This window comes from Actinospica sp. (genome assembly GCF_035552695.1).
Classification (GTDB): domain Bacteria; phylum Actinomycetota; class Actinomycetes; order Streptomycetales; family Catenulisporaceae; genus Actinospica.
Genome location: NZ_DASZKT010000197.1, coordinates 1 through 24,153, shown reverse-complemented (window position 1 = coordinate 24,153; position 24,153 = coordinate 1). Strand labels below are relative to the sequence as shown.

At 71.0% G+C, this 24,153-nt stretch carries 24 protein-coding genes; 13 read left to right on the top strand and 11 right to left on the bottom strand.

The genetic code is table 11. The features are described from left to right. Window position 1 precedes the first annotated feature (1 nt). The 3 genes from VG296_RS22445 to VG296_RS22435 all read right to left on the bottom strand — a co-directional run bounded on the left by VG296_RS22445 (window position 2) and on the right by VG296_RS22435 (window position 2,574). Window positions 2-598 carry a hypothetical protein gene (locus VG296_RS22445; RefSeq protein ID WP_325568737.1) on the bottom strand — a complete coding sequence of 199 codons (597 nt, stop codon included), beginning with the start codon at window positions 596-598 and terminating at the stop codon, window positions 2-4. 84 nt (window positions 599-682) lie between these two features. Beyond that, entirely contained in the window at window positions 683-1,564 is an 882-nt protein-coding gene (gene panB / locus VG296_RS22440) for a 3-methyl-2-oxobutanoate hydroxymethyltransferase (RefSeq protein WP_325568735.1), read from the bottom strand. 146 nt (window positions 1,565-1,710) lie between these two features. Next, a complete protein-coding gene (locus tag VG296_RS22435) occupies window positions 1,711-2,574 on the bottom strand; it encodes a site-2 protease family protein (protein ID WP_325568733.1) in 864 nt (287 codons plus the stop codon). A gap of 145 nt (window positions 2,575-2,719) precedes the next feature. Here VG296_RS22435 and VG296_RS22430 point away from each other — a divergent pair, with 145 nt between their 5' ends. Further along, entirely contained in the window at window positions 2,720-3,475 is a 756-nt protein-coding gene (locus VG296_RS22430) for an SIS domain-containing protein (RefSeq protein WP_325568731.1), read from the top strand. A 606-nt stretch (window positions 3,476-4,081) separates the two neighbouring features. Here the strand turns inward: VG296_RS22430 and VG296_RS22425 are convergent. The 3 genes from VG296_RS22425 to VG296_RS22415 form a co-directional block, all read right to left on the bottom strand. Then, entirely contained in the window at window positions 4,082-4,285 is a 204-nt protein-coding gene (locus VG296_RS22425) for a hypothetical protein (protein WP_325568729.1), read from the bottom strand. A 183-nt stretch (window positions 4,286-4,468) separates the two neighbouring features. Next, on the bottom strand, window positions 4,469-5,212 hold the full coding sequence (locus VG296_RS22420; RefSeq protein WP_414641125.1) for an HAD-IIA family hydrolase: 744 nt from the start codon (window positions 5,210-5,212) through the stop codon (window positions 4,469-4,471). 478 nt (window positions 5,213-5,690) lie between these two features. Further along, complete coding sequence (locus VG296_RS22415; protein WP_325568725.1) at window positions 5,691-6,431, bottom strand: MgtC/SapB family protein; 741 nt, start codon at window positions 6,429-6,431, stop codon at window positions 5,691-5,693. A gap of 256 nt (window positions 6,432-6,687) precedes the next feature. Between VG296_RS22415 and VG296_RS22410 the strand changes: the two genes are divergently transcribed. After that, window positions 6,688-7,389, top strand: a complete 702-nt coding sequence (locus VG296_RS22410; protein WP_325568723.1) for an acyltransferase — start codon at window positions 6,688-6,690, stop codon at window positions 7,387-7,389. 421 nt (window positions 7,390-7,810) lie between these two features. Next, window positions 7,811-9,247: a GuaB1 family IMP dehydrogenase-related protein gene (locus VG296_RS22405; protein WP_325568721.1), complete on the top strand. Its 1,437-nt coding sequence runs from the start codon at window positions 7,811-7,813 to the stop codon at window positions 9,245-9,247. A 361-nt stretch (window positions 9,248-9,608) separates the two neighbouring features. Here the strand turns inward: VG296_RS22405 and VG296_RS22400 are convergent, their stop codons facing one another. Continuing rightward, window positions 9,609-10,160: a hypothetical protein gene (locus tag VG296_RS22400; protein ID WP_325568719.1), complete on the bottom strand. Its 552-nt coding sequence runs from the start codon at window positions 10,158-10,160 to the stop codon at window positions 9,609-9,611. A gap of 423 nt (window positions 10,161-10,583) precedes the next feature. Here VG296_RS22400 and recA point away from each other — a divergent pair, with 423 nt between their 5' ends. Beyond that, complete coding sequence (recA, locus tag VG296_RS22395) at window positions 10,584-11,738, top strand: recombinase RecA (RefSeq protein ID WP_325568717.1); 1,155 nt, start codon at window positions 10,584-10,586, stop codon at window positions 11,736-11,738. Further along, window positions 11,735-12,325 (top strand): regulatory protein RecX, encoded by a 591-nt coding sequence (locus VG296_RS22390; protein WP_325568715.1) that lies wholly within the window; start codon window positions 11,735-11,737, stop codon window positions 12,323-12,325. Before recA ends, VG296_RS22390 begins: the two co-directional genes overlap by 4 nt. A 537-nt stretch (window positions 12,326-12,862) precedes the next feature. Here the strand turns inward: VG296_RS22390 and VG296_RS22385 are convergent. After that, a complete protein-coding gene (locus VG296_RS22385) occupies window positions 12,863-13,762 on the bottom strand; it encodes a transporter substrate-binding domain-containing protein (protein ID WP_325568713.1) in 900 nt (299 codons plus the stop codon). A 157-nt stretch (window positions 13,763-13,919) separates the two neighbouring features. Here VG296_RS22385 and miaB point away from each other — a divergent pair, with 157 nt between their 5' ends. Genes miaB through dapF form a run of 3 tightly spaced genes read left to right on the top strand, consistent with a single transcriptional unit; the run spans window position 13,920 to window position 17,201 of the window. Further along, the gene (miaB, locus tag VG296_RS22380; protein WP_325568710.1) at window positions 13,920-15,434 is read left to right on the top strand and encodes a tRNA (N6-isopentenyl adenosine(37)-C2)-methylthiotransferase MiaB; all 1,515 of its coding nucleotides are present in this window, start codon (window positions 13,920-13,922) and stop codon (window positions 15,432-15,434) included. Further along, window positions 15,425-16,351 (top strand): tRNA (adenosine(37)-N6)-dimethylallyltransferase MiaA, encoded by a 927-nt coding sequence (gene miaA / locus VG296_RS22375; RefSeq protein ID WP_414641124.1) that lies wholly within the window; start codon window positions 15,425-15,427, stop codon window positions 16,349-16,351. Before miaB ends, miaA begins: the two co-directional genes overlap by 10 nt. A gap of 1 nt (window position 16,352) precedes the next feature. Further along, a complete protein-coding gene (gene dapF, locus VG296_RS22370; protein ID WP_349259662.1) occupies window positions 16,353-17,201 on the top strand; it encodes a diaminopimelate epimerase in 849 nt (282 codons plus the stop codon). 51 nt (window positions 17,202-17,252) lie between these two features. Here dapF and VG296_RS22365 read toward each other — a convergent pair whose 3' ends face one another. After that, on the bottom strand, window positions 17,253-18,575 hold the full coding sequence (locus VG296_RS22365; protein ID WP_325568703.1) for a D-arabinono-1,4-lactone oxidase: 1,323 nt from the start codon (window positions 18,573-18,575) through the stop codon (window positions 17,253-17,255). Between the two features lie 131 nt (window positions 18,576-18,706). Here VG296_RS22365 and VG296_RS22360 point away from each other — a divergent pair, with 131 nt between their 5' ends. Next, entirely contained in the window at window positions 18,707-19,786 is a 1,080-nt protein-coding gene (locus tag VG296_RS22360; RefSeq protein WP_325568702.1) for a ferrochelatase, read from the top strand. Between the two features lie 11 nt (window positions 19,787-19,797). Continuing rightward, window positions 19,798-20,601 carry an inositol monophosphatase family protein gene (locus VG296_RS22355; RefSeq protein WP_325568700.1) on the top strand — a complete coding sequence of 268 codons (804 nt, stop codon included), beginning with the start codon at window positions 19,798-19,800 and terminating at the stop codon, window positions 20,599-20,601. Window positions 20,602-20,653: 52 nt separating this feature from the next. Here the strand turns inward: VG296_RS22355 and VG296_RS22350 are convergent, their stop codons facing one another. Then, a complete protein-coding gene (locus VG296_RS22350; protein ID WP_325568698.1) occupies window positions 20,654-20,833 on the bottom strand; it encodes a hypothetical protein in 180 nt (59 codons plus the stop codon). A gap of 326 nt (window positions 20,834-21,159) precedes the next feature. Between VG296_RS22350 and VG296_RS22345 the strand changes: the two genes are divergently transcribed. Both VG296_RS22345 and VG296_RS22340 read left to right on the top strand, forming a co-directional pair. Then, on the top strand, window positions 21,160-21,816 hold the full coding sequence (locus tag VG296_RS22345) for a response regulator transcription factor (RefSeq protein ID WP_325568696.1): 657 nt from the start codon (window positions 21,160-21,162) through the stop codon (window positions 21,814-21,816). Window positions 21,817-21,821: 5 nt separating this feature from the next. Beyond that, on the top strand, window positions 21,822-23,111 hold the full coding sequence (locus tag VG296_RS22340; RefSeq protein WP_325568694.1) for a HAMP domain-containing sensor histidine kinase: 1,290 nt from the start codon (window positions 21,822-21,824) through the stop codon (window positions 23,109-23,111). Here the strand turns inward: VG296_RS22340 and VG296_RS22335 are convergent. Next, window positions 23,108-23,626, bottom strand: coding sequence for a gamma carbonic anhydrase family protein (locus VG296_RS22335; protein WP_325568692.1), 519 nt, complete (start codon window positions 23,624-23,626; stop codon window positions 23,108-23,110). The two genes, VG296_RS22340 and VG296_RS22335, sit on opposite strands and share 4 nt — an antisense overlap. Window positions 23,627-23,827: 201 nt before the next feature. Between VG296_RS22335 and VG296_RS22330 the strand changes: the two genes are divergently transcribed. Next, complete coding sequence (locus VG296_RS22330; RefSeq protein WP_325568690.1) at window positions 23,828-24,121, top strand: DUF4193 domain-containing protein; 294 nt, start codon at window positions 23,828-23,830, stop codon at window positions 24,119-24,121. The last annotated feature ends 32 nt before the right edge of the window (window positions 24,122-24,153 follow it).

Below are 24,153 nucleotides of genomic sequence, written 5' to 3'. Positions count from 1 at the left end.
CTCACCAGCGCTCCACGCGCGGCCCGTTGCTCGCCTCGACCCACCTGCGCAGCCGCACGAGCAGCCCGCTCGGCCTGACCTCGACGGCCGCGCTGGACACCAGGTGCTGCGCGCCGTCGAACGAGGGCGCCTCCGGGAGGTCCGCCGGGACCGCGAGGGTCTCGTGCGCCAAGCCGCTGGCCAGCGGGGTGTCCTGACCGAGTGTCAGGATGCGCGCGCCGTGCCGCCGGGCGTCGTCCACCCGCTCCAGGACGAGGGAGTCAGGGTCGTCCGCGGCGACGATGAGCACCGCCTCGCTGCGCCCGGCCGCACTGATCCGATCCAGGCTCGCGGACAGGTGCGCCGGGGCGTCCGGTCGCGGCGCCCGCTGGATCAGCGTCGGGCTGAGGCGCCCGAGCCCGGCCAGCCGCGCCTCGTCGGACAGGTGCGCCGCCATGTGCCAGGGCTCCGCCTGCTCCGCGCCGACCAGCAGCAGCCCGCCCTCGCGCCGCGGAGCCGCGCGGAGCGCCGCCGCGAACTCGTCGGCCTCGTCCAGCCAGGCCCGTCCCCGACCGAGCTCCAGCAGTTCGCGCAGCATCCGTGCCTCGGACCGGTCCATCCGCCCATCGTGTCAAAGCCGCCGGAAGACGGCCAGGGCCGCGACCGTATTGCTCACGGTCGCGGCCCAGGTGTCACGTGTCGGCTAGTGGAAGCTGTTCTCCGCGGTCGGGAACGCGCCGCTGACCACGTCCTTCGCGTACGCCCGCGCCGCCTCCGTGAGCACGCCGCGCATGTCCGCGTACTTCTTCGCGTGCTTCGGCGCGTTGCCCGGCGTCATGCCCGCCATGTCCGTCCACACCTGCACCTGCGCGTCGCAGCCCGCTCCGGCGCCGATGCCCACGGTCGGGATGTGCAGCAGTTCGGTCACCCGCTGCGCCAGCTCGGCCGGGACCAGCTCCAGCACCACGGCGAAGGCCCCGGCGGCCTCCAGCGCCTTCGCGTCGGCGAGCAGCCGCTCGGCCTCCTCGTCGCCGCGCCCCTGAACCCGGTAGCCGCCGAGCACGTTGACCGACTGCGGTGTGAGCCCGATGTGCGCCATGACCGGGATCCCGGCCTGCACGAGCGCCTCGACCTGGTGCACGACCCGGCGGCCGCCCTCGAGCTTCACGGCGCCGACCCCGGCCTCCTTCAGGAAGCGGGTGCCGGTCTCCAGCGCCTGCCGCGGCGAGGACTGGTACGAGCCGAAGGGCAGGTCGGCGACGATCAGCGAGCGGCTGGTGCCGCGCACCACGGCGGCGGAGAGCGTGATCAGCTCCTCCACCGTCACCGGTACCGTGTTGCTGTACCCCAGGTGGTTGTCGGCGGCCGAGTCGCCGACCAGCAGCACCGGGATCCCGGCCTCGTCGAAGACCCCGGCGGTCATCGCGTCGTACGCCGTGAGCATCGGCCAGCGCTCGCCGCGCTGCTTGGCCAGCGCCAGGTCCCGCACGGTCACCCGGCGGCCGGTGCCGGTCGAGCCGTTGTAGAGCGTGAGCTTCGGTTCGCCGGATGCGCCGGCAGGGGGAACGGTCCCGGATATGGACATCGTGAAGCACTCCTTGAGAGATCTCGTGGCGCCGCGCAGGGCGTCCCCGGACTGTCTCGGATCGTCTCACTTCCGCCCCTCCGGCGCCAGACGGTCACCCGCATGCAGCGGGACACGGACCGTGACCGGAGGCCGAACGGGAGCGGTCAGGAGGAGTGCCAGAACTGGAACAGGTACTGCCCCTGTCCCGCGCCCAGGGTGGGCTGCTTGCCGGCCTTGAGGATGTCGTTGATCAGCGTCGAGAAGCCGTCGCGCACCGGCGGGAAGAAGAAGAGCAGCAGCAGGACGATCAGGATTCCGTACTGCCGGACCGGCTCGAGCGCCCGCCGCGTCTCGAAGCGCAGGTAGGGCTCGATGATCCCGTAGCCGTCCAGGCCGGGCACCGGGATCAGGTTCAGGATGGCGACCGCGACCTGCAGATAGGCGAAGAACGCCAGGCCCATCCAGAAGTACGCGTGCGGCTGGCTCACGTCGATCTGGCTCACCGAGCCGGAGCTGTCTGTCTGCGCGAAGATCGACACCAGCGCCATCGAGATCGCGGCGGCCAGGATGTTGCTCAGCGGCCCCGCCGCCGAGACCATGGCCGCCCCCCGCTTCGTCCGGATCGCCGCCCGGTTGACCTGCACCGCGCCGCCGGGCAGCGGCAGCGCGCCGATGATCAGGTAGATCGCGGGCAGCAGCAGCGAGAGCACCGGGTTGACATATCGCATGGGGTTGAGATCGAGGTAGCCGCGTGCCGCGATGGAGGTGTCCCCCTCCCGGTGCGCCACGTACGCGTGGCCGAACTCGTGCAGGCACAGCACGGTGAAGTACAGGCCGAACACGAAGACGAACACGGCGAACTTCGGGCCGGCGCTGGTACTGGAGCTCGAGCTGAGCCAGGTCACCACCCCGCCGGTCGCGGTCGCCGCCAGGACGGCGAGGAACACCGTGCTGATCCGGCCGTGCCCGTGCCCCGACCTGCGCGTGTCGAAGGCGCCTCGACCGCCGACCCGCTGCCTGAAGTCCATGTCCACCTCGTCGTCTCGGCGGCCGCGCGGCCGACTTCCGTCATCGTATCGATCCGCCGTCGATCACCGCCTCTACTCCCGCAACGCACGAAGGTGCAGTAGCGTTCCACCGGTCCCGCCGACCCTTCGCTTCCTGGGAGCCCTGATGCCCGTGACCGGCGCCGCGGTATTCGCCGAGATTCGCGCGACCCTCGACCGGATCGAGACCGGCCAGGCCGAACCCGTCGCCCGCGCCGCCGATCTGATCGCGGACAGCCTGGCCGCCGGGGGAGTGCTGCACGTGTTCGGCACCGGCCACTCCGAGGCCCTGGCCATGGAGCTCAGCGGCCGCGCCGGCGGCCTGATCCCGACGAACAAGCTCGCCCTGCGCGACGCCGTGCTGCTCGGCGACCTGCCCGCCGCGGCGCTGGCCGACCCGAAGTCCGAGCGCGACCCGGAACTCGCCCGGAAGGTGTGGGAACTCGCCCCCGTCCGCCCCGGCGACGTGATCCTGATCGCCTCCCAGTCCGGCGGCAACGGCTCGACGGTAGAGATGGCCCAGATCGCGAAGGCCGCGGGCCACACCGTCATCGCCCTGACATCGCTGGAGCATTCGAAGGCGATCACCTCGCGGCACCCCTCCGGCAAGCGCCTGTTCGAGCTCGCCGACGTCGTCATCGACAACGGCGCCCCGCACGGCGACGCCTTCCTGCCGCTCCCCGACGGCGGCAGCGTCTGCGCCATCTCCTCCATCGCCAACGCCGCGATCGCGCAAGCCCTCGTCGCCGAAGTGACGTCCCGCCTCATCGACGGCGGCGTGCAGCCCCCCATCTACCGCTCGGCCAACGTCGAGGGCGGCGACGCCCACAACGACGCCTGGGAAGCCCGCTACGCGGGCCGCATCCGCCGCAGCGCGTACTGAACCGAACCGGGCTCACAGCGCTCGGGCGGCTCCCGGCTCGGTGGCTGGGCGGCTGGGTGGTCGGGCGGTAGGTGGCTGGGCGGTTCGGGTGCTCGGGTGGTCGGCGTCCATGGGCTCGGTGGGTCGGGTGGCCAGCTGGTCAGGTGCTTGGCGTCTACGGACTCGGCGGCTTGGCGGCTTGGGTGGTCAGGTAATCGGCATCGCCCGGTCACGCGTTCGCCGCCCACTGCAGGGTCTGCCACCCACTGCCGAGTCCACCACGCGCGACCGGGTCTGCCGCTCACTGCCGGGTCTGCTGCCCGCGACCTGTGCTGCCGACCGCAACCGGGCTGCCGCCCACTGCCGAGTCCACCGCTCGCGACCGGGTCCGCCGCTCGCGACCGGGTCCGCCGCCCACCGCCGGGTCTGCTGCCCGCCACCTGGGCTGCCCCCCGCGACCGGGTCTGCCGCTCGCGACCGGGTCCGCCGCCCCGCTGTGGGGTCTGCCGCCCCGCTGTGGGGTCTACTGCGCGCTCCCGGGTCTGCCGCCCGCTGTTGGGTGCGGGTCCGCCGTCGCAGCCGTCTCTCCGCCTCAGTACCGGAACTCAAGTACCGGAACTCAGTACCTCAGTACCGGAACTGCTGCGCCGCGCGCGCCATCGAGTCGCCATTCGCGCCCCGGTGCCGCGAGTTCGGGTTGTACGGCGCGGGAATCGAGATGGAGCGGGGCTGGTAGCCGTCCTCCCCGGTCCGGTCTCCGGGCAGCGTGCGCAGGGCCAGGCGGTACTCGTTGACCAGGGCGTCGTACAACGGCGTGTTGCGCACGAGCACCCGGTCCGATCCCGGGGGTACGGGGCGAACTTGGGCGGCGGGGAGGAGCGTTGCGGTCACATCGTCCCTAACGAACCGTCGAGCCCACCCGATACTCGGCCGTTCGGGTGAGCCTTCGCCAGCCCCTGCCCCCCGCACTTCCCCCGTTCAGTCCAACCTGCTGTCCAACGTTCGGTCCAACGCTCAGTCCAATTCGGGAAGCAGGTCCGCGATCGACTTCACGATCCGCGACGGCCGGTACGGGAAGCGCTCCACGTCCGCGGCCTGGGTGATGCCGGTGGTCACCAGGATCGTCTCGAGGCCCGCCTCGATGCCGCACTTCACGTCGGTGTCCATGCGGTCGCCGATCATCGCCGAGGTCTCCGAGTGCGCCTTGAGCTGGTTCAGCCCTTCGCGCATCATCACCGGGTTCGGCTTGCCGACGAAGTACGGGTCGACCCCGGTCGCCCGGGTGATCAGCGCCGCGACCGAACCGCAGGCGGGCAGCGCGCCCTCCAGCGAGGGTCCCGTCGCGTCCGGGTTCGTCGCGATGAACCGCGCGCCGTTGTCGATCAGCCGGATAGCCCGGGTGATCGCCTCGAAGCTGTACGTCCGCGTCTCACCGAGCACGACGTAGTCCGGGTCCGCCTCGGAGAGCGTGTACCCGGCCTCGTGCAGTGCGGTGGTGAGCCCCGCCTCGCCGATCGCGTACGCGGAGCCGCCGGGCCGCTGCGAGTCGAGGAACTTGGCGGTGGCCAGCGCCGAGGTCCAGATGTTCTCCTCCGGCAGGTCGATGCCCGTCGACAGCAGCCGCGCGCGCAGGTCCCGCGGCGTGTAGATCGAGTTGTTGGTCAGCACCAGGAACGGCGCGCCCTTGTCGCGGAGCTTTCGGATGAACTCGTCCGCCCCGGGGATCATCACGCCCTCGTGGATCAGCACGCCGTCCATGTCGGTCAGCCAGCTCGACACCGGCTCGCGGTCCTTCACCCTGCACTCCTCTCCCGGCGCTCCCCGCCGGGCTCGATGCCGAACGGACAAACGGCCAGCGTCCGGCCGGAAAGGCCAGGTGGCGCCGCCGCGCCCCATTATCCCGCGCGGCCCGCCGCCATGCGCGGACGAGTCCGGTGAAACGACGCGCCGCCGCATCCGACGATCACGGTCCATGATCGCGGGTGCGGCGGCGCGGGAAGATTGAGCGCCGGTACGCGTGTCGCCTCTCGGCGAGTGGCTCGACGCGGCTCCAGCCTGACGGTATTCCGCGCCGGCTATAGGTGAGGCCCGGGGACATCGTACGTACCGGCCCCACGAGGCTAACACAGCCGAGTGGATCAGCGCATGGCCGTCCCGCGCGCGGCCTGACCTGATCAGTACCCGGACTCACCGTTCGGCCAACGTGTCAATGTCCTTGCAGCCGATGGTTCCCGCCTCAGCGCCCGCCGCGAGCCGCGCCCGCGTCCACCGCCGCGTTGGCCAGGATGCTCGCGGTCTCGCCCTCCTTCACGAGGCTGTCGTCCTCGATCTGCCCGACGAGTGAAACACCGTCATGTGCGTTGCCCTGCGCCGCCGCCGTCTCGCTATCCTCCGAGCCGTTGGACTGCTCCGGGATCGTGGCCTGAACTTGGCCGTGGGTGTGCACGACGGCCTTGAGCGCGCCGTACTCCTGGTGCGGGTGGGCGAGGGCGTGCTCGATGTCATGCAACTTGAAGTGCCGGTGGTTGTCGTCGTTGAACAGGTGCGCCCAACGTCGTGCGTCCATGTAGCGCAGCACCGGGACGTGCCGGATCTCCAGCGAGAGCAGGATGCCGAGGGTCGCCGCCGCGGCCAGGATCAGGTCGCCGCAGCCCGCGATCGCGCCGATCGCGGCGGCGCCGAAGACGGAGGCGGCCGTCGTCACGCCGTGCAGGATCTCCCGCTCGTGGTCGGCCTGCTTGACCGCCTGCCGGAAGCACAGCCCGCCGCCGATGAAGCCGATACCCGTCACCGCGCCACCGAGCACGGCCGGATAGTGCGGTGCGATCGTGCCGATGAGCGCTGTGCTCAGTCCGATCATCGAGAAGGTGCGGTCACCCGCGGCGGCGCCGCGCACCTCTCGCTCGAAGCCGAGCACGAATGTCAATGCCCAGCCGACGGCTATGTTGACGACGAGATTCCACTCCACGTTGTGCACGTGCGCTCCTCCCCCTGGGGCCGGTTGCCGACGCGGATCACCGCTTGGAGTCTTGTGGCTCAGCATTGTAGAGCCCAGCTTCACCGCGGCAAGTCCGCGTCCGCCGGTCGTGGAACGGCGGTCCGCGTTGGCCGCGGACGCTCGGTAATCAGTGCGCATCCTACGCAGTCGCCCGGTTCGAGTGGCGTGCATTCGGTGGAGCGTGCGGGCCGCGTTCCGGGCGGTGCGCCGCCGGTGATCGCATACCGTGTACCTCATGCGCAGAGTCCGGCTCAGATCCAGTGCCCAACCCTTGGTGCACTGGGCTTGGCGGAGCGTGGTCGAGGCCGGCAAGATCACCAGCGGCTCCCGGGCCGCCCGCCGCTTCGCCTTCTTCGGCGAAGGCAGCGCCATCGCCTTCCCACAGGGCACCGTGCTCGGCGAGCGGTGGATCTCGGTGGGGCACTTCACCCTGATCGGTCCCCAGGTGACCATCTCCGCCGGATTCATCCCGGAGCGGGATCTCGGCCCGAGCCCGATCGTCCGCATCGGCAACGGGGTCGTACTCGGCCGCGGCAGCCACGTCGTCGGCCACCAGTCCATCGATATCGGTGATGATGTATATACCGGCCCGTATATCTATGTGACCGATCAGAACCACGGCTACACCGACCCGGACACCCCGATCGGCAAGCAGTGGCCCGTCAACGAGCCGGTGACCATCGGCGCCGGCTCCTGGATCGGCACCGGCGCCGTGATCCTGCCCGGCGCCACGATCGGCCGCAACGTAGTCGTCGCCGCCGGCTCCGTCGTGCGCGGCGACGTGCCCGACCACTGCGTCGTAGCCGGCGTCCCCGCCCGCGTCGTGCGCCGCCTCGACGAGGACGGCCAATGGCGCAGCGCCCGCGCCGTAGGCCGGTCCGCCGAACCGACCCTCGCCGACCCGACCGCCGGCCACCCCTTCGGCCCCTCCGTCTAACCCTCCGCCATCCAGTCCGCTGAGCTGCCGCTCGCCGACCCGTCCGCCGAGCATCCCTTCCGGCCCCTCCGCCTAACCGCGCTCGGCCCCTCCGCCGAGCTTGCCGCTCGCCGACTCGCCCGCCGGGCATCCCTTCGGGACCTACGCCTAGCCGTCGTTCGGCCAGCCCGCCGAGCCGCCGCTCGCCGACCCGTCCATCGGGCATCGCCTCGGGCCTTCCGCGTTGCTCCGCCTTTGGCCAGTCCGCCGACCCGCCCCTCGCCGATCGACCGGCGAGCCCCCGCCTTTCGAGCCGTCGGCGGCGCCTTCCTTCGGCCAGTCCGCCGGGTCCATCCCAGGCCGTCAGCGGAGCCCGCCGCCCCGGCCTGAGCCGCCGCTGGTCCTCCGGCGTTCTCCGGATTTCCGGGTAGACTGCCGTCACGTGCGCTTTCTTAACGACCTCATCCCGCAGTACGACCTCACCTACGACGACGTCTTCATGGTTCCGGCCAGGTCCGACGTCGGCTCCCGGCTCAGCGTGGACCTCGCCACGACCGACGGCACAGGAACGACGGTTCCGCTGGTCATCGCGAACATGACCGCGGTCGCGGGGCGCCGGATGGCCGAGACGGTCGCGCGCCGCGGCGGGCTCGTGGTGATCCCGCAGGACATCCCCATCGAGGTGGTGGCCGAGGTCGTGTCATGGGTCAAGTCCCGGCACGTCGTCTACGAGACGCCCATCACCGTCCGGCCGACAGACACGGTCGGCGACCTGCTGAACCTGCTGCCGAAGCGCGCGCATGGCGCTGCGGTGGTACTCGAGGGCGAGCGGCCCGTCGGCGTGGTCACCGAGGCAGACGGCCTGGGAGTCGACCGGTTCACGCAGGTCGGGCAGGTCATGGCCCGCGATCTGCTGACAGTACCGTACGGAATCGCGCCCGAGGAGGCGTTCGAGCGCCTGAGCAAGGGACATCACCGGCTCGCTCCCGTCGTGCGCGAGGACGGCACCCTCGCAGGCCTGCTCACCCGGGAGTCCTCGCTGCGGGCGACCCTGTACACGCCCGCCGTGGACGACCGCGGCCGGCTGCGCATCGGCGCGGCGATCGGCGTCAACGGCGACGTGGTCGGACGGGCCAAGGCGCTGCTCGACGCGGGCATCGACGTCCTCGTGGTGGACACCGCGCACGGCCACCAGGAGAAGATGCTCACCGCGCTGCGGGCGGTACGCGGCCTCGACCCGCAGGTGCCGGTCGTCGCGGGCAACGTGGTCTCGGCCGTCGGCGTACGCGACCTCGTCGAGGCCGGTGCGGACATCATCAAGGTCGGCGTCGGCCCGGGCGCGATGTGCACCACCCGGATGATGACCGGCGTCGGCCGCCCGCAGTTCTCCGCGGTGCTCGAGTGCGCCGCCGCGGCCCGGGCGCTGGGCAAGCATGTCTGGGCGGACGGCGGCGTGCGCCACCCGCGCGACGTCGCGCTGGCGCTGGCCGCCGGGGCCTCGAACGTCATGGTCGGCTCCTGGTTCGCGGGCACGTACGAGTCCCCCGGCGACATCCAGCGGGACGGCGACGGGCGGCAGTACAAGGAGAACTTCGGGATGGCCTCGGCCCGCGCGGTCAAGCTGCGCACCGCCGAGGACTCGGCTTTCGAGCAGGCCCGCAAGGCGATCTTCGAGGAGGGCATCTCCTCCTCGCGGATGTACCTCGACCCCGGCCGCCCGGGAGTGGAGGACCTGATCGACTCGATCATCGCCGGCGTGCGCTCCTCCTGCACCTACGCGGGCGCCCGCTCCATCGAGGAGTTCCACGAGCGCGCGGTCGTCGGAATCCAGAGCGCCGCGGGCTACACCGAGGGCAAGCCGCTGCACAGCAGCTGGTAGTGCCGCCTGTGTCGGTCCCCGTCCATGGCCGGGGACCGACACGCATGTCAGCGGATGTCGGTCGGCCTGCTACGGCCTAGCGCTCAGATCTGGTCCTCGTCTCCGCTCTGGTTCGGGGTGTCCTGGCTCGACCCCTGCTCGTCCTGGTCCTGCCCGTCCTGGTCGCCCCAGTCATCCCGGTCGCCCTGGTCCTGGTCGAAGGACGGGTCCTGGGTGTCCTGGCCGAGCGTCGGGTAGTCCGGGTCCCGGTCCCAGTCGCCGGCCTGCGCGCTCGTGCCGACCGAGGCGCCGTGGCCGTTCCCGTTGCCGTTCCCACCCGCGTTGCCGGTGCTCTGCTGGTCCTGGCCGTCCTGACCCGCCGTCAGTTCGAAGCTGACGGGGTTGGACTTGGCGGCGAGGTGCTCGTCGTCACCCGAGTACTGGGCGACGATGGTGTGCCGGCCGAGCGGGATCTCGATCCGCTCGCTGGCCGGCCATGGCTGATCCCGACCGGCGGCTCGGGCTTGCCGTCCAGGAAGAACTCGATCTTGCCGGTCACCGCGTGGTGCCGGCTCTTGCCCTTGTGGTGCTTCTTGCCCTTCGTGCCGTGCCCGGCGCCCTTGTGGTGGCGGCCGGTGCCGTGCCCCTTCCCCTTGCCGGCCTTGCCCGGCTGGTCCTCGCCCTGGCCGGGCTGGTCCGCGCCCTTGCCGCCCGGGTCCTTGGCGGCGACCTGCTGCGTGGTGACCCGGGCGGTCACGGTGATCGGCTCGCCCGCCGCGACGTGCTTGGGCAGGTGCACCACGACCGCCGTCGGCGCGGGTTCGGCGCCGCCGCCCCCGCCGCCGGTATCGGCGGCCATGGCCGTCACGGGCGCGGCCAGGGCCGCGGCGCCGATGACGGACGTGGCGAGTACGCGATGGAACATGCGGGACATGCTTGAACCTCCTGGATCCTGGTCGCCGCCGTCGCGGGGATTCCGCGAGGAACGGGGCGACATGATCACGATCGCAGCGGGTGACGGCCCGTCACATCTGGCAATCGGCGTATATCGCGTACGGAAAAGGGACGGCTCCGGACGGGGGACACGCCAGGCGGGTTCACCCGAAGGCGGTAGCGCGCAGTGGAGGGGTTTCGAACTATAGTTCTAGTAGAGACGCTTGGACCGGTGAGATGGGCACGATCTGCCCGGACATCTCCGGATTCGCCGCACCGCGCGCCGCGCTGTGGCACAGTTGCCTCGACGAACGCCCGAAGGGCGCGCGGCCGGGGACGGGCGGTCTTGTCGGTGGCGCCCGGTAGCGTCGTGTGAGACGAGCCGGACCAGGCGGTTTTGGATACACGGAGGCAGAGAGAAATCATGGCGGCAGGAACAGACCGCGAGAAGGCGATCGACGCGGCCCTCGCGCAGATTGAGCGTCAGTTCGGCAAGGGCTCCCTGATGCGCATGGGAGATAAGACCCGTACGCCGATCGAGGTCATCCCCACCGGTGCGATCGCGCTGGACGTCGCGCTCGGCGTCGGCGGCCTGCCGCGCGGCCGGGTCGTCGAGATCTACGGTCCGGAGTCCAGCGGAAAGACGACGGTCGCGCTGCACGCGGTGGCCAACGCCCAGAAGGCCGGCGGCCTCGCCGGGTTCATCGACGCCGAGCACGCGCTCGACCCGGACTACGCCAAGGCCCTCGGCGTGGACACGGACAATCTCTACATCTCCCAGCCGGACAACGGCGAGCAGGCGCTGGAGATCGCGGACACGCTGATCCGCTCCGGCGCCCTCGACATCATCGTCATCGACTCGGTGGCCGCGCTGGTGCCGCGCGCCGAGATCGAGGGCGAGATGGGCGACTCGCACGTGGGCCTGCAGGCGCGGCTGATGAGCCAGGCGCTGCGCAAGATCACCGGCGCGCTCAGCCACTCGCGGACCACCGCGGTCTTCATCAACCAGCTGCGCGAGAAGGTCGGCGTCATGTTCGGCTCGCCGGAGACCACCACCGGTGGCCGGGCGCTGAAGTTCTACGCTTCGGTGCGCCTCGACGTGCGCCGGATCGAGACGCTCAAGGACGGCCAGGAGGCGGTGGCCAACCGCACCCGCGTCAAGGTGGTCAAGAACAAGGTGGCGCCGCCGTTCCGGCAGGCCGAGTTCGACATCGTCTACGGCGAGGGGATCAGCCGCGAGGGCGGCCTGATCGACATGGGCGTGGAGCACGGCTTCGTGCGCAAGTCGGGTGCCTGGTACACGTACGAGAGCGGCCAGCTCGGGCAGGGCAAGGAGAACGCCCGTACGTACCTGAAGGACAACCCGGACATCGCCAACGAGATCGAGAAGAAGATCAAGGAGAAGCTGGGCGTCGGGCCGCGCCTCGACGCGCCCGCCGAGGACAAGCCGGGCGAAGTGGTGCCGCGGCAGGCCGGCGCCGAGCCCGCGGCTGCCGCCGCGACCGCCGCGGCCAAGACCCCGCGTGCGTCGCGGGCCAAGGCGGCAGCTGCCGTCGCGGACACCGCCGCCGATCAGTGACCGGCCAGGCGAGGCGGTCTTTCGGCGCCCGGCGCGAGTCGTCGGGACCGTCGGCCGCCTCGCAGCAGGACCCCGAGGCGTACGCGCGGGGACTGGTGCTGGACTCCTTGACGCGCTCGGCGCGGACCAGGGGGCAGCTGGCGGAGCTGCTCAAGCGCAAGGAAGTGGCCGAGGAGGTCGCGGAGGCGGTCTTGGACCGCTTCACCGAGCTAGGGCTGATCGACGACGCGGCGTACGCGGAGGCGTTCACCCGGTCGCGGCACGAGCACAAGGGCCTGGGCAGCCGGGCCATCGCCTTCGAGTTGCGGCGCCGATCCGTGCCGGATGAGCTTGTGCAGGAGGCGGTGTCCGTGCTGGACACCGAGCAGGAGCAGCTGACGGCCTCGCGGCTGGCCAGGGAGCGGTTGGCCAGGATGAGCGGGCTCCCGCGCGAGGTTCAGACGCGGCGGCTGGCGGGATTCCTGGCCCGCAAGGGCTACGGCGGCGAAGTGGTGGGGCGAGCGGTCCGCGAGGCCTTGGCGAATGCGCGGGCCGAGGCCGAGGAGGACGGGTCCGACCCGGAGGACCTCGCGTTTCCCGCGGAATGACGACGGGCAGCGGAAGTTGACAGCGGGCTTGTGGACGGACGGAGCGCTGCGGGGGACCGTCGGTAGTAGCGGTGGGCGTGCGTGTGCTTCGAGGGCTGAGACAGCGGTGGGACAGGGACAGGTGCGTGGGCGCTCCGACGGGTCCAGCAGGTTGGCGCTGACGGGCGCTCGGGCGGACGACGGTTAGAGCGACAGACGCTGAGGGCTCCGTCGGATTGGCGTTGACGGGCGCTCGGGGCGAGGACGACGGCCAGAGCGACAGAAATTGAGGGCTCCGTCGAAGCGCTGTCGACGGGCGCTCAGGCGGGCGAAGGTGAGAACGACGCGCGCTGGAGGCTCCGTCGGATTGGCGTTGACGAGCGCTCGGGGCGAGGACGACGGCCAGAACGACGAAGGACGCGCGCCGGAGCCGGAGGTTCCGTCGGATTGGCGGCGATGGTCGGAACGACGTCGAATGCTTCGTCAGGGTCCGTGAGCGCTCCGTCAGGCTCGGTCAGGGTCCGGCAGGCTTTGCGGCGGGGTGGTCCTGATGGGCGGTCAGGAGGAGGACGACGGCCAGTCGCCGACCTTCGGGGGATTGGCCTTCAGGCCCTCGGGCGCCAGGGTCGAGTTGAAGATGGCGCGCCAGGTCCCGTTCGCGATGGCCTGGCTGAGCAGGTTGTCGATCGTCGTCTGGAGCACCGAGTCGCCAAGCGGGAGGCCGATGCCGTAGTACTGCGTGTCGGCGTGCGTGTCGATCAGCTTCAGGCTGCTCGAGTTCTGGTACGCGTAGCCGAGCAGCAGGGCGTAGTCGGTGTAGATCACGTCCGCCTGGTCGCTCTTCAGTGCCGACACGCATTCGCCGTAGGTGTTCTTCGTGACCGGGCTCTGCAGCGTCACGTCGCCGATCTGGGTCGAGTTGCTCACCTCGCACACCCTGGTGTTGCTGGTGATCGAGTCCAGGGCGGTGATCGAGGTGTTGCCGCGCGCGACGAGCAGCGCCTCGGGCGTGGTGAAGTACGGGCCCGCGAAGTCGACCAGCTTCGCGCGCGCCGAGTTGTACGAGTACGAGGCGATGACCAGGTCGACGGTGCCGTTCTCCAGCTCCGTCTCACGGTTCTGCGACGCGACCGGGGTGAACTGGATCTGCGAGCTGGAGAAGCCCAGGCCCGCGGCCACCAGTTGCGCGATCAGGATGTCGAAGCCGCTGTACGAGTTCTTGCTCGGATCGAAGAAGCCGAGGCCGGGCTGGTCGGCCTTGACGCCGATGACGATCTGGCCGGCGTCGTTGTTCCGCTGCTTCATCCGTATCCAGGTCTGCGACTGCGCCAGATTCAGCGCGGAGTTCACCGGGAAGTCCCCGGTCGTCGCGAGCGGGGAGATGGTGACGCAGCCCTCCGTCAGCGCCGCGGCGCCGATGGCCGCCACCGCCAAGCCGAGGAACCCCCGTCGATGCATGTTCGTCCCCACCGTGTCGTACCCACCCTCCCCGTCGTACCCGAAGCCTCGCGGTCTCGACGTTGAAAGGTAGCGTGAATCAGTCCCGCTCGTCACCCCGGATGATAACGGTCGGATAACGGCAGAGGCTGTCTGCCAGGGGACATATCCTGGAACCATGGCGCAGCGAGACGACGTGAAGAGTTACGACATCCGCACCTACGGGTGCCAGATGAACGTGCACGACTCCGAGCGCCTGGCCGGACTGCTGGAGCAGGCGGGCTACGTGCGCTCGCCCGCGGGCGAGGAGGCGGACGTCGTCGTCTTCAACACCTGCGCGGTGCGCGAGAACGCGGACAACCGGCTCTACGGCAACCTCGGGCACCTGGCCTCGGTCAAGGCCCGCAAGCCCGGCATGCAGATCGCCGTCGGCGGCTGCCTGGCCCAGAAGGACCGCGGCGAGGTGCAGCGGCGCGCGCCCTGGGTGGACGTCGTCTTCGGCACGCACAACATCGGCTCGCTGCCCGTCCTGCTCGAGCGCGCCCGGGTGCAGGAGGAGGCGCAGCTGGAGATCAAGGAGTCTCTGGAGGCCTTCCCGTCCACGCTCCCGACCCGCCGCGAGTCCGCGTACGCGGCGTGGGTGTCGATCTCCGTCGGCTGCAACAACAAGTGCACGTTCTGCATCGTGCCCGCGCTGCGGGGTACGGAGCGGGACCGGCGCCCCGGGGAGATCCTGCGCGAGATCGAGGCGCTGGTGGCCGAGGGCGTGGTCGAGATCACCCTGCTCGGGCAGAACGTGAACTCCTACGGCGCCGAGTTCGGCGACCGCGCGGCCTTCTCCAAGCTGCTGCGCGCCTGCGGCGGGATCGACGGGCTCGAGCGGGTCCGCTTCACCTCCCCGCACCCGCGCGACTTCACCGACGACGTGATCGAGGCGATGGCCGAGACACCCAACGTCATGCCCTCGCTGCACATGCCGCTGCAAAGCGGATCGGACGCGGTGCTGCGGGCGATGCGCCGTTCCTACCGGCGCGAGCGCTACCTGGGCATCATCGAGCGGGTGCGCGAGGCCATTCCGCACGCGGCGATCACCACGGACATCATCGTCGGCTTCCCGGGCGAGACCGACGCCGACTTCGAGCAGACCCTCGAGGTCGTGCACGAGGCCCGCTTCGCCTCGGCGTTCACCTTCCAGTACTCCAAGCGGCCAGGCACCCCGGCCGCCGAGATGGCGGACCAGGTGCCGAAGGAAGTCGTGCGGGAGCGCTACGACCGCCTCACCCCGCTCCAGGAGGAGATCTCCTGGGCCGAGAACCGCGCGCTGATCGGCACCGAGGTCGAGCTGCTGGTAGCGGAGGGCGAGGGCCGCAAGGACGGCGCGACGCACCGGCTCTCCGGGCGTGCGCGGGACAACAGGCTGGTGCACTTCAGCGTCGCCGACACCGCGGCCGCCGACCTGCCGCGGCCCGGCGACGCGGTGACGGTCGTGCTGACGCAGGCCGCGCCGCACCACCTGATCGCGGACGGTGCGAGCGGCGGCTCGGCCATCCGCACGCTGCGCCGGCTCCGGTCGGGGGACGCGTGGCAGGCCAGGCAGGACGCGCCCGCCGAGCAGGCCAAGCCGACCGTCACGCTGGGCATGCCGTCGATCGGGATTCCGGCGCCGCTGCCCGCCGCTCCGTCCTGCGGCTGACGATGGCGGGCAACCGGGTCATCGCCGTGGTCGGGCCGACGGCCGCGGGCAAGTCGGATCTCGGCATCGCGCTCGCCCGCGAGTTCGGCGGCGAGGTGGTCAACGCCGATTCCATGCAGCTCTACCGCGGCCTGGACATCGGCACGGCGAAGCTCACCGAGGCCGAGCGCGAGGGTGTGCCGCATCACCTGCTCGACATCTGGGACGTGACGGAGCGGGCGGCCGTCGCCGAATACCAGAGGCTGGCGCGGGCGGCGGTGGACGCGCTGCTGGCCGCGGACCGCGTTCCCGTGCTGGTCGGCGGTTCGGGGCTGTACGTGGACGCCGTGCTCGGCGGCTTCGACTTCCCGGGCACCGATCCCGCGATCCGCGCGCGACTCGAAGCGCGGTTGGCGGACGAGGGGTCCGCCGCGCTGCACGCCGAACTGGCCGCGCTCGACCCGCGATCCGCCGTGGCGATCCTGCCGTCCAACGGGCGACGCATCGTCCGCGCGCTCGAGGTCGTGCTACTGACGGGGGCTCCATTCCAGTCCTCGCTGCCCGAGGCGGGTGACCACTATCCGGGTACCGTCCGCATCGGGCTCGGCATCGAGAAGGCGGAGCTGGACGAGCGGATCACCAGGCGCGTCGACGCCATGTGGGACAAGGGCCTGGTCGACGAGGTCGTCGGGTTGATCCCGCGGGGTCTGCGCGAGGGCGAGACGGCCAGCCGCGCACTCGGGTACCAGCAGGTTCTCGACTTCCTCGACGGCCACTGCACCGAGCAGGAGGCCCGCGACCTGACCGCTCTCAAGACGCGGCAGTTCGCCCGCCGTCAGGAGAAGTGGTTCCGGCGCGCGCAGGACACCGTGTGGCTCGAACGGAACCGCGGCGACCTGATCTCGGCGGCGACCAAGGCTGTCGCCGCCGCCGCGTAGCATTGACCACATGATCCCGTTCACCAAGGGCCACGGCACCGAGAACGACTTCGTCATCATCGAGGACGTCGATGCCACCTTCGATCCGGCGCCCACCTGGGTCGCGGCCGTCTGCGATCGCCGCGCCGGTATCGGGGCGGACGGACTGCTGCGCGTGGTGCCGACGGCGGCGATGCCGGGCTACGAGCAGGATGCGGCCGAGGCGCCCTGGTTCATGGACTACCGCAATGCCGATGGCTCGATCGCCGAGATGTGCGGCAACGGCACGCGGGTCTTCGCCCGCTACCTCGTCGCGCACGACCTGGCCAAGCCGGGCCGGTTCGGCATCGCGACGCGCGGCGGGGTCAAGCACATGGTCGTGCCGGAGGACGGCGGCGACATCACCGTCGACATGGGCCGCTCGACCTGGCCCGCCGAGTCCGCCGAGGTGCTGGTCGGGGATCGCTGGCTGCCCGCGGTGAACGTGGACATGGGCAATCCGCACGCGGTCGTGTTCGTGGACGACGTCGCCGAGGCCGGGCGGCTCACGCAACGGCCCGAACTGCGGCCGGAAAGCGCGTATCCGCACGGCGTGAACGTCGAGTTCGTCGCGCCGGTCGGACGTCATCGGGTCGAGATGCGGGTATTCGAGCGCGGATCCGGCGAGACACGGTCCTGCGGTACGGGTGCGTGTGCTGCGATGGTGGCCGCGGCGCGCAGGGACGGCGCCGAGCCGGGGACGCCGTATCAGGTACGCGTGCCGGGCGGTGTGCTGCACATCGTCGAGCACGAAGACGGGCGGATCGAGATGACCGGGCCCGCGGTGCTCGTCGCGACGGGGCAGATCCTTCCGGACGGCCTGCGGAGCTGACGCGCGGTCAGCCGCCCTGCGGCGTCGGCGAATCCGGCCGACTCAAGTGACTCAGGCCCCGAAGATCCGGCGCGTGTAGTTGTTGGCGAAGACGCGGTCCGGGTCGGTCTTCTCCCGCACGGCCAGGAAGTCCGCGAAGCGCGGATAGGCCTCGGCCAGATAGTCGTGCTCGCGGGTGTGCAGCTTGCCCCAGTGCGGGCGGCCGCCGTGCGCCAGCATGATCTCCTCGGCCTGGTCGAAGTAGCGCGTCTGGTCCATCCCCTGGAACATGTGGAACGCCACGTACGCGGTGTCCCGACCGTGCGCGGTGGACAGCCACAGGTCGTCGGAAGGGGCGCAGCGCACCTCGATCGGGATGCTGATCCGCAGGTTCTCCCGCACGATCATCCGCTCGACCTCGCGTAGCGCCGGGACCGCGGCCTCGACCGGCAGCGCGTACTCCATCTCCAGGAACTTGAAGGTGCGGGTCGTGGTGAACACCCGGTCCGAGCGGTCGACGTAGGTGCGCGCCGACAGGGCCCGCGAGGAGATCTTGTTGATCGCCGGGATCGCGCGCGGCGCGGCGCGGCCGACCCGGCAGACGCCGGTGAACAGCTTGTTCGACAGGAGTTCGTCCTCAAGCCACTCGCGCCGGCGGGAGAGCGGCCGCGCCGGGCCCTCGGTCCGGTTGTTGCGCTTCGTCGCGGTCATCGGGGTGTGCGGGAACCAGAAGAACTCGAAGTGGTCGTTCTGCGTGCGCAGCTCGTCGAAGCGCTCGAGCACCTCGTCCAGCCGCAGCGGCTCCTCGTGCGCCTCCAGCAGGAACCCGGGCTCGGTGCGGAAGGTGACGGCGGTGATCACGCCGATGGTGCCGACGGAGATCCGGGCCGCCTCGAACAGGTCCGGGTGCGACTGCGCGGAGCAGGCCACGATGCTGCCGTCGGCGAGCACCACCTCCAGGCCCGCGACCTGCGCCGCGATCGACGCGCTGGCCCGGCCGGTGCCGTGCGTGCCGGTGCCGATCGCGCCGGAGACGGTCTGCGCCTGGATGTCGCCCATGTTCGTCAGCGCGAGGCCCTGCTCGGCAAGCAGCTCGTTCAGCCGCCACAGCGGCATCCCGGCCTCGGCGGTCACCAGGCCGGTCGCGTGGTCCGCGCCGCGCAGCCGGGCCAGGTTGCCGAGGCGGATCTGCACGCCGTCGGTGACCGCGGCCGCCGTGAAGGAGTGGCCGCTGCCCACCGGCTTGACCGTCAGGCCGCGTGCCGCGGCGTCCCGCACCGTCTCGGCGACCTCCTGCGGGCTCGACGGGGTCGCCACACGCTGCATCCGGGAGTGCTGGTTCCCGGCCCAGTTGCTCCAGGTCCGGGTCGCCGGTGCGGTGGTCGAAGTGCTCATCCTGGGGGCCAATCTAGCTGGGGGCGACGGTGGTCGAAGTGCGCACTCAGCGGTCGCTCGACAAGCGGACAGCCAACTTGACCGTAGACCTGGCGTCAAGAGGTGCCGGATCATCGTGCGAGGATTTGTTCATGCCGGAAACGCTGCCTTACGACGCTCTGCTGCTGCTCTCCTTCGGCGGTCCGGAGGGGCCGGAGGAGGTGGTCCCGTTCCTGGAGAACGTCACGCGCGGTCGCGGAATCCCGAAGGAGCGGCTCGCCGCGGTCGGTGAGCACTACTTCCTGTTCGGCGGGGTCAGCCCGATCAACGCGCAGTGCCGGGCCCTGATCGCCGGGATCGAACGCGAATTCGCGGCGCACGGCCTGGAGATCCCGGTCTACTGGGGGAACCGGAACTGGCGGCCGTATCTCGCCGACACGTTGAAGCAGATGGCCGGGGACGGCGTGAAACGAGCGCTCGTTTTCGTCACTTCGGCCTATTCGTCGTACTCCGGCTGCCGCCAGTATCGGGAAAACCTCGCGGAGGCGGTGGAGCAGGCGGGCGTCGCGGGGGTGCTGAGCCTGGACAAGATCCGGGCTTATTTCGACCACCCGGGCTTCGTCGGGCCCTTCGCCGACGCGACCGTCGCAGCGTTCGAAGATCTCGGCGAAGGCGTGCGCGAGCGAGCCGAGTTGGTGTTCGTGACGCACTCGGTTCCCTTGTCCTACAGCGAAACCAGCGACTACATGCCGCAGCACGAGGCCGTCGCGCAGCTCGTCGCCGACCGGGTGGCCGGGCACTTCGGACGCGCCGAGCAGCCGTGGAAACTCGTCTACTGCAGCCGCAGCGGCCCGCCGACGCAGCCCTGGCTGGAGCCGGACGTGTGCGACCATCTGCGCGAGCGCGCGGCGGCCGGCGCCGAGGCCGTTGTGCTGGTGCCGATCGGGTTCGTCTCCGACCACATGGAAGTCATCTACGACCTGGACACGCAGGCCGCCGAGGTCGCCGCGAAGCTCGGCCTGGCGATGGCCCGCGCCGCGACCCCCGGCACCGCGCCCGCCTTCGTCTCGCTCGTCCGCGATCTGCTGACGGAGCGCGCCGCGGTGGAGCGCGGCGAGCAGGTCGAGCGTGCCGGACTGAGTGCGCGCGGGCCGATGCCGGACATCTGCGCCGCCGGCTGCTGCCCGAATCCGCGCGTGCAGGGCAAGCCCGCCCTGTGCGGCAGGGACTGAAGGGGACGAACGTGACTGTGGACGCACGTGAACTGCTGGAGGTCGCCCGCGCCGCGGCCGCCGAGGCGGGCAAGCTGCTCGTGGAGGGGCGCCCCGCGGATCTCGGTGTGGCGCAGACGAAATCCAGCCCGACCGACGTGGTCACCGAGATGGACACCGCCGCGGAGCGGATCATCCGTGCGGCGATCCGGCGGCACCGGCCGGAGGACGGGTTCCTCGGCGAGGAGGGCGGCTCCGAGTCCGGCACCAGCGGCGTGCGCTGGGTGGTCGACCCGATCGACGGGACCGTGAACTACCTCTACGGCCTGCCCGCCTGGGCGGTGTCGATCGGCGCCGAGGCGGACGGCGTGGCCCTGGCGGGCGTCGTGCTGGCACCGCAGCTGGGCGAGGAGTACACGGCCGTGCGCGGCGAGGGTTCCTGGCTCGGCGGGCGGCGGCTGCGGGCGAACGAGCCGGACGGCCTGGCCCAGTCGCTGGTCGCCACCGGCTTCGGCTACCGCGCGGAACGGCGCGAGGTGCAGGGCCGGATCGTGGCCGGGCTCATCGGACAGGTGCGGGACATCCGGCGCGGCGGCAGCGCGGCGCTGGACCTGTGCTCGGTGGCGACCGGCCGCGTGGACGCCTACTTCGAGCGGGGCACGCACGCCTGGGACCGGTCGGCGGGCGGATTGATCGCGGAAGAGGCGGGTGCCCGGGTGGAGGGTTTCCACGGGGCTCCCGCCTCGGAGGCGATGGTGCTGGCTGCCGGTTCCGCACTGTTCCCGGCCCTGCACGGCGCCCTGGCCGCCCTGGGAGCGGACGACCGGGATTACTGATTGCTGCTCGCTGGACTCTCGTGGGGGTGGAGGGGTGGACGCGCCGCGCGGCTCAGGCGGCGATCGCGTGGATCGTGGTGTCGACGCCGTGGTCGGCCGCGATGCGAAGCAGCGAATCGAGCTCACCCTGCTCGACCTGGACCGCGTAGACGTCGCGCGCGGATACGGCGCTGCGCAGTGCGGCTTCGGTGTCCTCGATCCTCTGGCGCAGACGGGCGGCGAACTCTCCCATGGTGCTCCTTAGTGCTTACGGTGCTCTGTTCGACGGGCTCCGCTCGGAACGGCATGGGGAGGCCGGGCCGAGCCTTGTCGCCCGACGCGCCGCGGTGGGGGTCGCGGGCCTCGCGCCGGGACGAGGACGGATGCGCTGCGTGCCCACACCCCGGCGGTTCGCTGGTTCGGGGCGGCTGTGTTGGGCCGTACGAGTCAGGTTTCCCCGGCCTCACAGCTTCAAACGGCCGAGCCGAACTGTTCACGCACTCCTTAGGTCGTCGGGTGGATGATGGCCGAAGGGGCCGGTGGCGGCCCTGCTTCGGGTGTTGGCGGAGAGGCGGAGCGGTGCGGGTTCTGGTGGTCGAGGACGAGCAGCTGCTCGCGGACGCGATCGCGCGCGGCCTGCGCCGGGAATCGATGGCCGTGGACGTCGTCTACGACGGCGGGCAGGCCTGGGAGCGCATCGGGGTCAACGACTACGACGTGGTCCTGCTGGACCGGGATCTGCCCGGAATGCACGGCGACGAATTGTGTCGCCGCGTCATCGAGGCGGGCGGGTCGAGCCGGATCCTGATGCTGACGGCGGCCTCCGAGGTCTCCGACCGGGTGGCCGGGCTCAGCCTCGGCGCGGACGACTACCTCGGCAAGCCGTTCGCCTTCAGCGAACTCGTCGCGCGGGTGCGGGCGCTCGGGCGCCGCGCGATGCCGCCGGTGCCGCCAGTGCTGGAGGTGGCGGGCGTGCGGCTGGATCCGTCGCGCCGCGAGGTCACCCGGAACGGAGAGCCGGTCTCGCTGGCCCCCAAGGAGTTCGCCGTGCTCGAGGTGCTGATGCGTGCCAACGGAACCGTCGTGAGCGCGGAGCAGCTGCTGGAAAAGGCCTGGGACGAGAACGCGGATCCGTTCACGAATGTCGTCCGGGTCACGGTGATGACCTTGCGGCGGCGGCTCGGTGAACCTCAGGTGGTCAAGACGATTCCGGGCTCCGGATACCGGATCGGCTGACCGGCATGGAGCACGAAGGCCCCGACTCGGACCCCCTGGGCCGCACGATCGTCCCGCTCACCGCCACGGGTCAGTACACGCAGGCGACCGCGATGCCGGGGCCCACGCGCGTCCGCCGCGGCCTGACCGTCCGCGCGAAGCTGTCACTGGTCTTCGTCGCGCTCTTCTTCGTCTTCGGCACCCTGCTCACCGCCGTGACTTACTTTCTGGTGCGCTGGCGGCTCTATCATCCGCGTGCTGATCTACCGAGCCGGTGCCGGCTCTCGGAGGCGCAGAAGCTCGCCGGGCAGCACCTCACGGCGGCCCAGCAGATCCAGTGCGCGGTCGTCGTGCGCTCGGACACCCTGCAGCAGATCCTCATCGCGGCGGGGCTCGGGATCGTCGCCATCGCGCTGCTGGTCTTCGGGTTCGGCTACTGGCTGGCCGGGCGGGTGCTGCGGCCGCTGAGCAACGTCACGGCGACGGCGCGGCGGATCGCGCGGCGCGGGGACGGACTCCTCGACGCCCGGGCCCGATTGGCCCCGCAGGGTCCGCGTGACGAGCTGTACGAGCTGGCCGCGACCTTCGACGAGATGCTCGACCGGCTCGACGCCGCCTTCGAGAGCCAGCGGCGGTTCACCGGCAACGCCTCGCACGAGCTGCGCACGCCGCTCGCCGTCGGCAGAACCCTCCTGGAGGTCACCCTCGCGGACCCGGACACGCCGCCGGACACCGTCGTGCTCGCGCAGGGCCTGCTGGCGAACAACCAGCGCTCCGAGCAGATGATCGAGGGCCTGCTGGCGCTGTCGAAGGCCGACCAGGCGGTGCTCGCGCCGGGCCCGGTTCGTTGGAACGACGTCGTGGGCGGCGTCGTGGCGCTCGGCGGCGCCGAGGCCGCGCAACGCGGGCTCCAGCTGCGTACCCAGCTCAATCCGGTGGTCGTGCGCGGCGACGGCCCGCTGCTCGAGCAGGTCGCGACGAACCTCGTGCACAACGCGATGCGGCACAACGTCCACGACGGTACGGGCGGCTGGGTCGACGTGGTCACCTACGACCAGGGCGAGTACGGGCTGCTCGTCGTCGCCAACAGCGGACCGCCGGTGCCGCCGGAGATCGTCGAATCGCTGTTCGAGCCGTTCCGGCGGCTGCGGACCGAAGGCGCGCCGCCGAAGCCGGGGGACCGCGGCGCGGGCCTCGGCCTGTCCATCGTGCGCTCGATCGTCCGGGCGCACGGCGGACGGATCGGGGTGCAGGCGCGGCCCGGAGGCGGGTTGATCGTCCGGGTCTGGGTGCCGACGGACACTGCCGGGAGCTAGTCGATCCGGCGCAGCTCGCGCGCGTAACGCCGCCCGTTGGCCACGTAGCGCCGCACGGCGTCCTCGAAGCTGCCGGGCTGCACGGCGTCCGCACGGATCTTGGCGGGCACTCCGAGGGCCATCGCACCCGCCGGGACCTCCGTGCCCGGGGAGACGACCGCTCCGGCCCCCACGAGGGCCCCGGAGCGGACCACGACCCGGTGCAGCACGACGCTTCCGGAACCGATGAGGCAGCCGTTTTCGACCTCGCAGCCCTCCAAATGGGCAATGTGACCAACAACACAATCGCTGCCGATCTTGGTCTCCAGCTCCTCTGTGGCGTGCACCACAGTGCCGTCCTGGATCGAGGTCCGCTCGCCGACGGTGATCCGCCCGTAGTCGCCGCGGAGCACGGCGCCGGGCCAGACGGTGCTGCCCGCGCCCACGCTGACCTGGCCGATCACGGTGGCCTCCGGGTGGACGTAGGCCTCGGGGTGGATCTCGGGAACATGGTCGCCGAGGGCGTAGACGGGCATCGCGAGACCTTTCCAAACTCGGCGTGGTCAGTCGGGAACCATCCTGCCAGACCACCCGTTCGGTTGATTCGAGTGGGTGTCGGTTGCGTAACGGCGCTTGAAGTAAGGCAAAATCTGCGCTTCGTATCGGGCACAACTTCGGCGCTCGATGCGTTACGTGCCCTGAACGACCTGTGAACCGCCTGAAGGGGGAGAGGGAAGATGGCTACCGACTACGACACGCCGCGCAAGACTGACGATGAACTGAACGAGGACTCCCTGGAGGAGCTGAAGGCCCGGCGTGTCGACAAGACCGCTGCCGTGGTCGACCTGGAGGAGGGCGACAACGAGTCGCTCGAACTGCCAGGCGCCGACCTGTCCAATGAGGAGCTGAGCGTGCGGGTCCTGCCTCGGCAGGCCGACGAATTCACCTGCTCGCGTTGCTTCCTGGTGCATCACCAGTCGCAGCTCGCCTTCGAGCGCGACGGACAACCGGTGTGCCGGGACTGTGCGTGAGCCGGAGGGCTCAGCCGGTCGCGGGGGGGGGG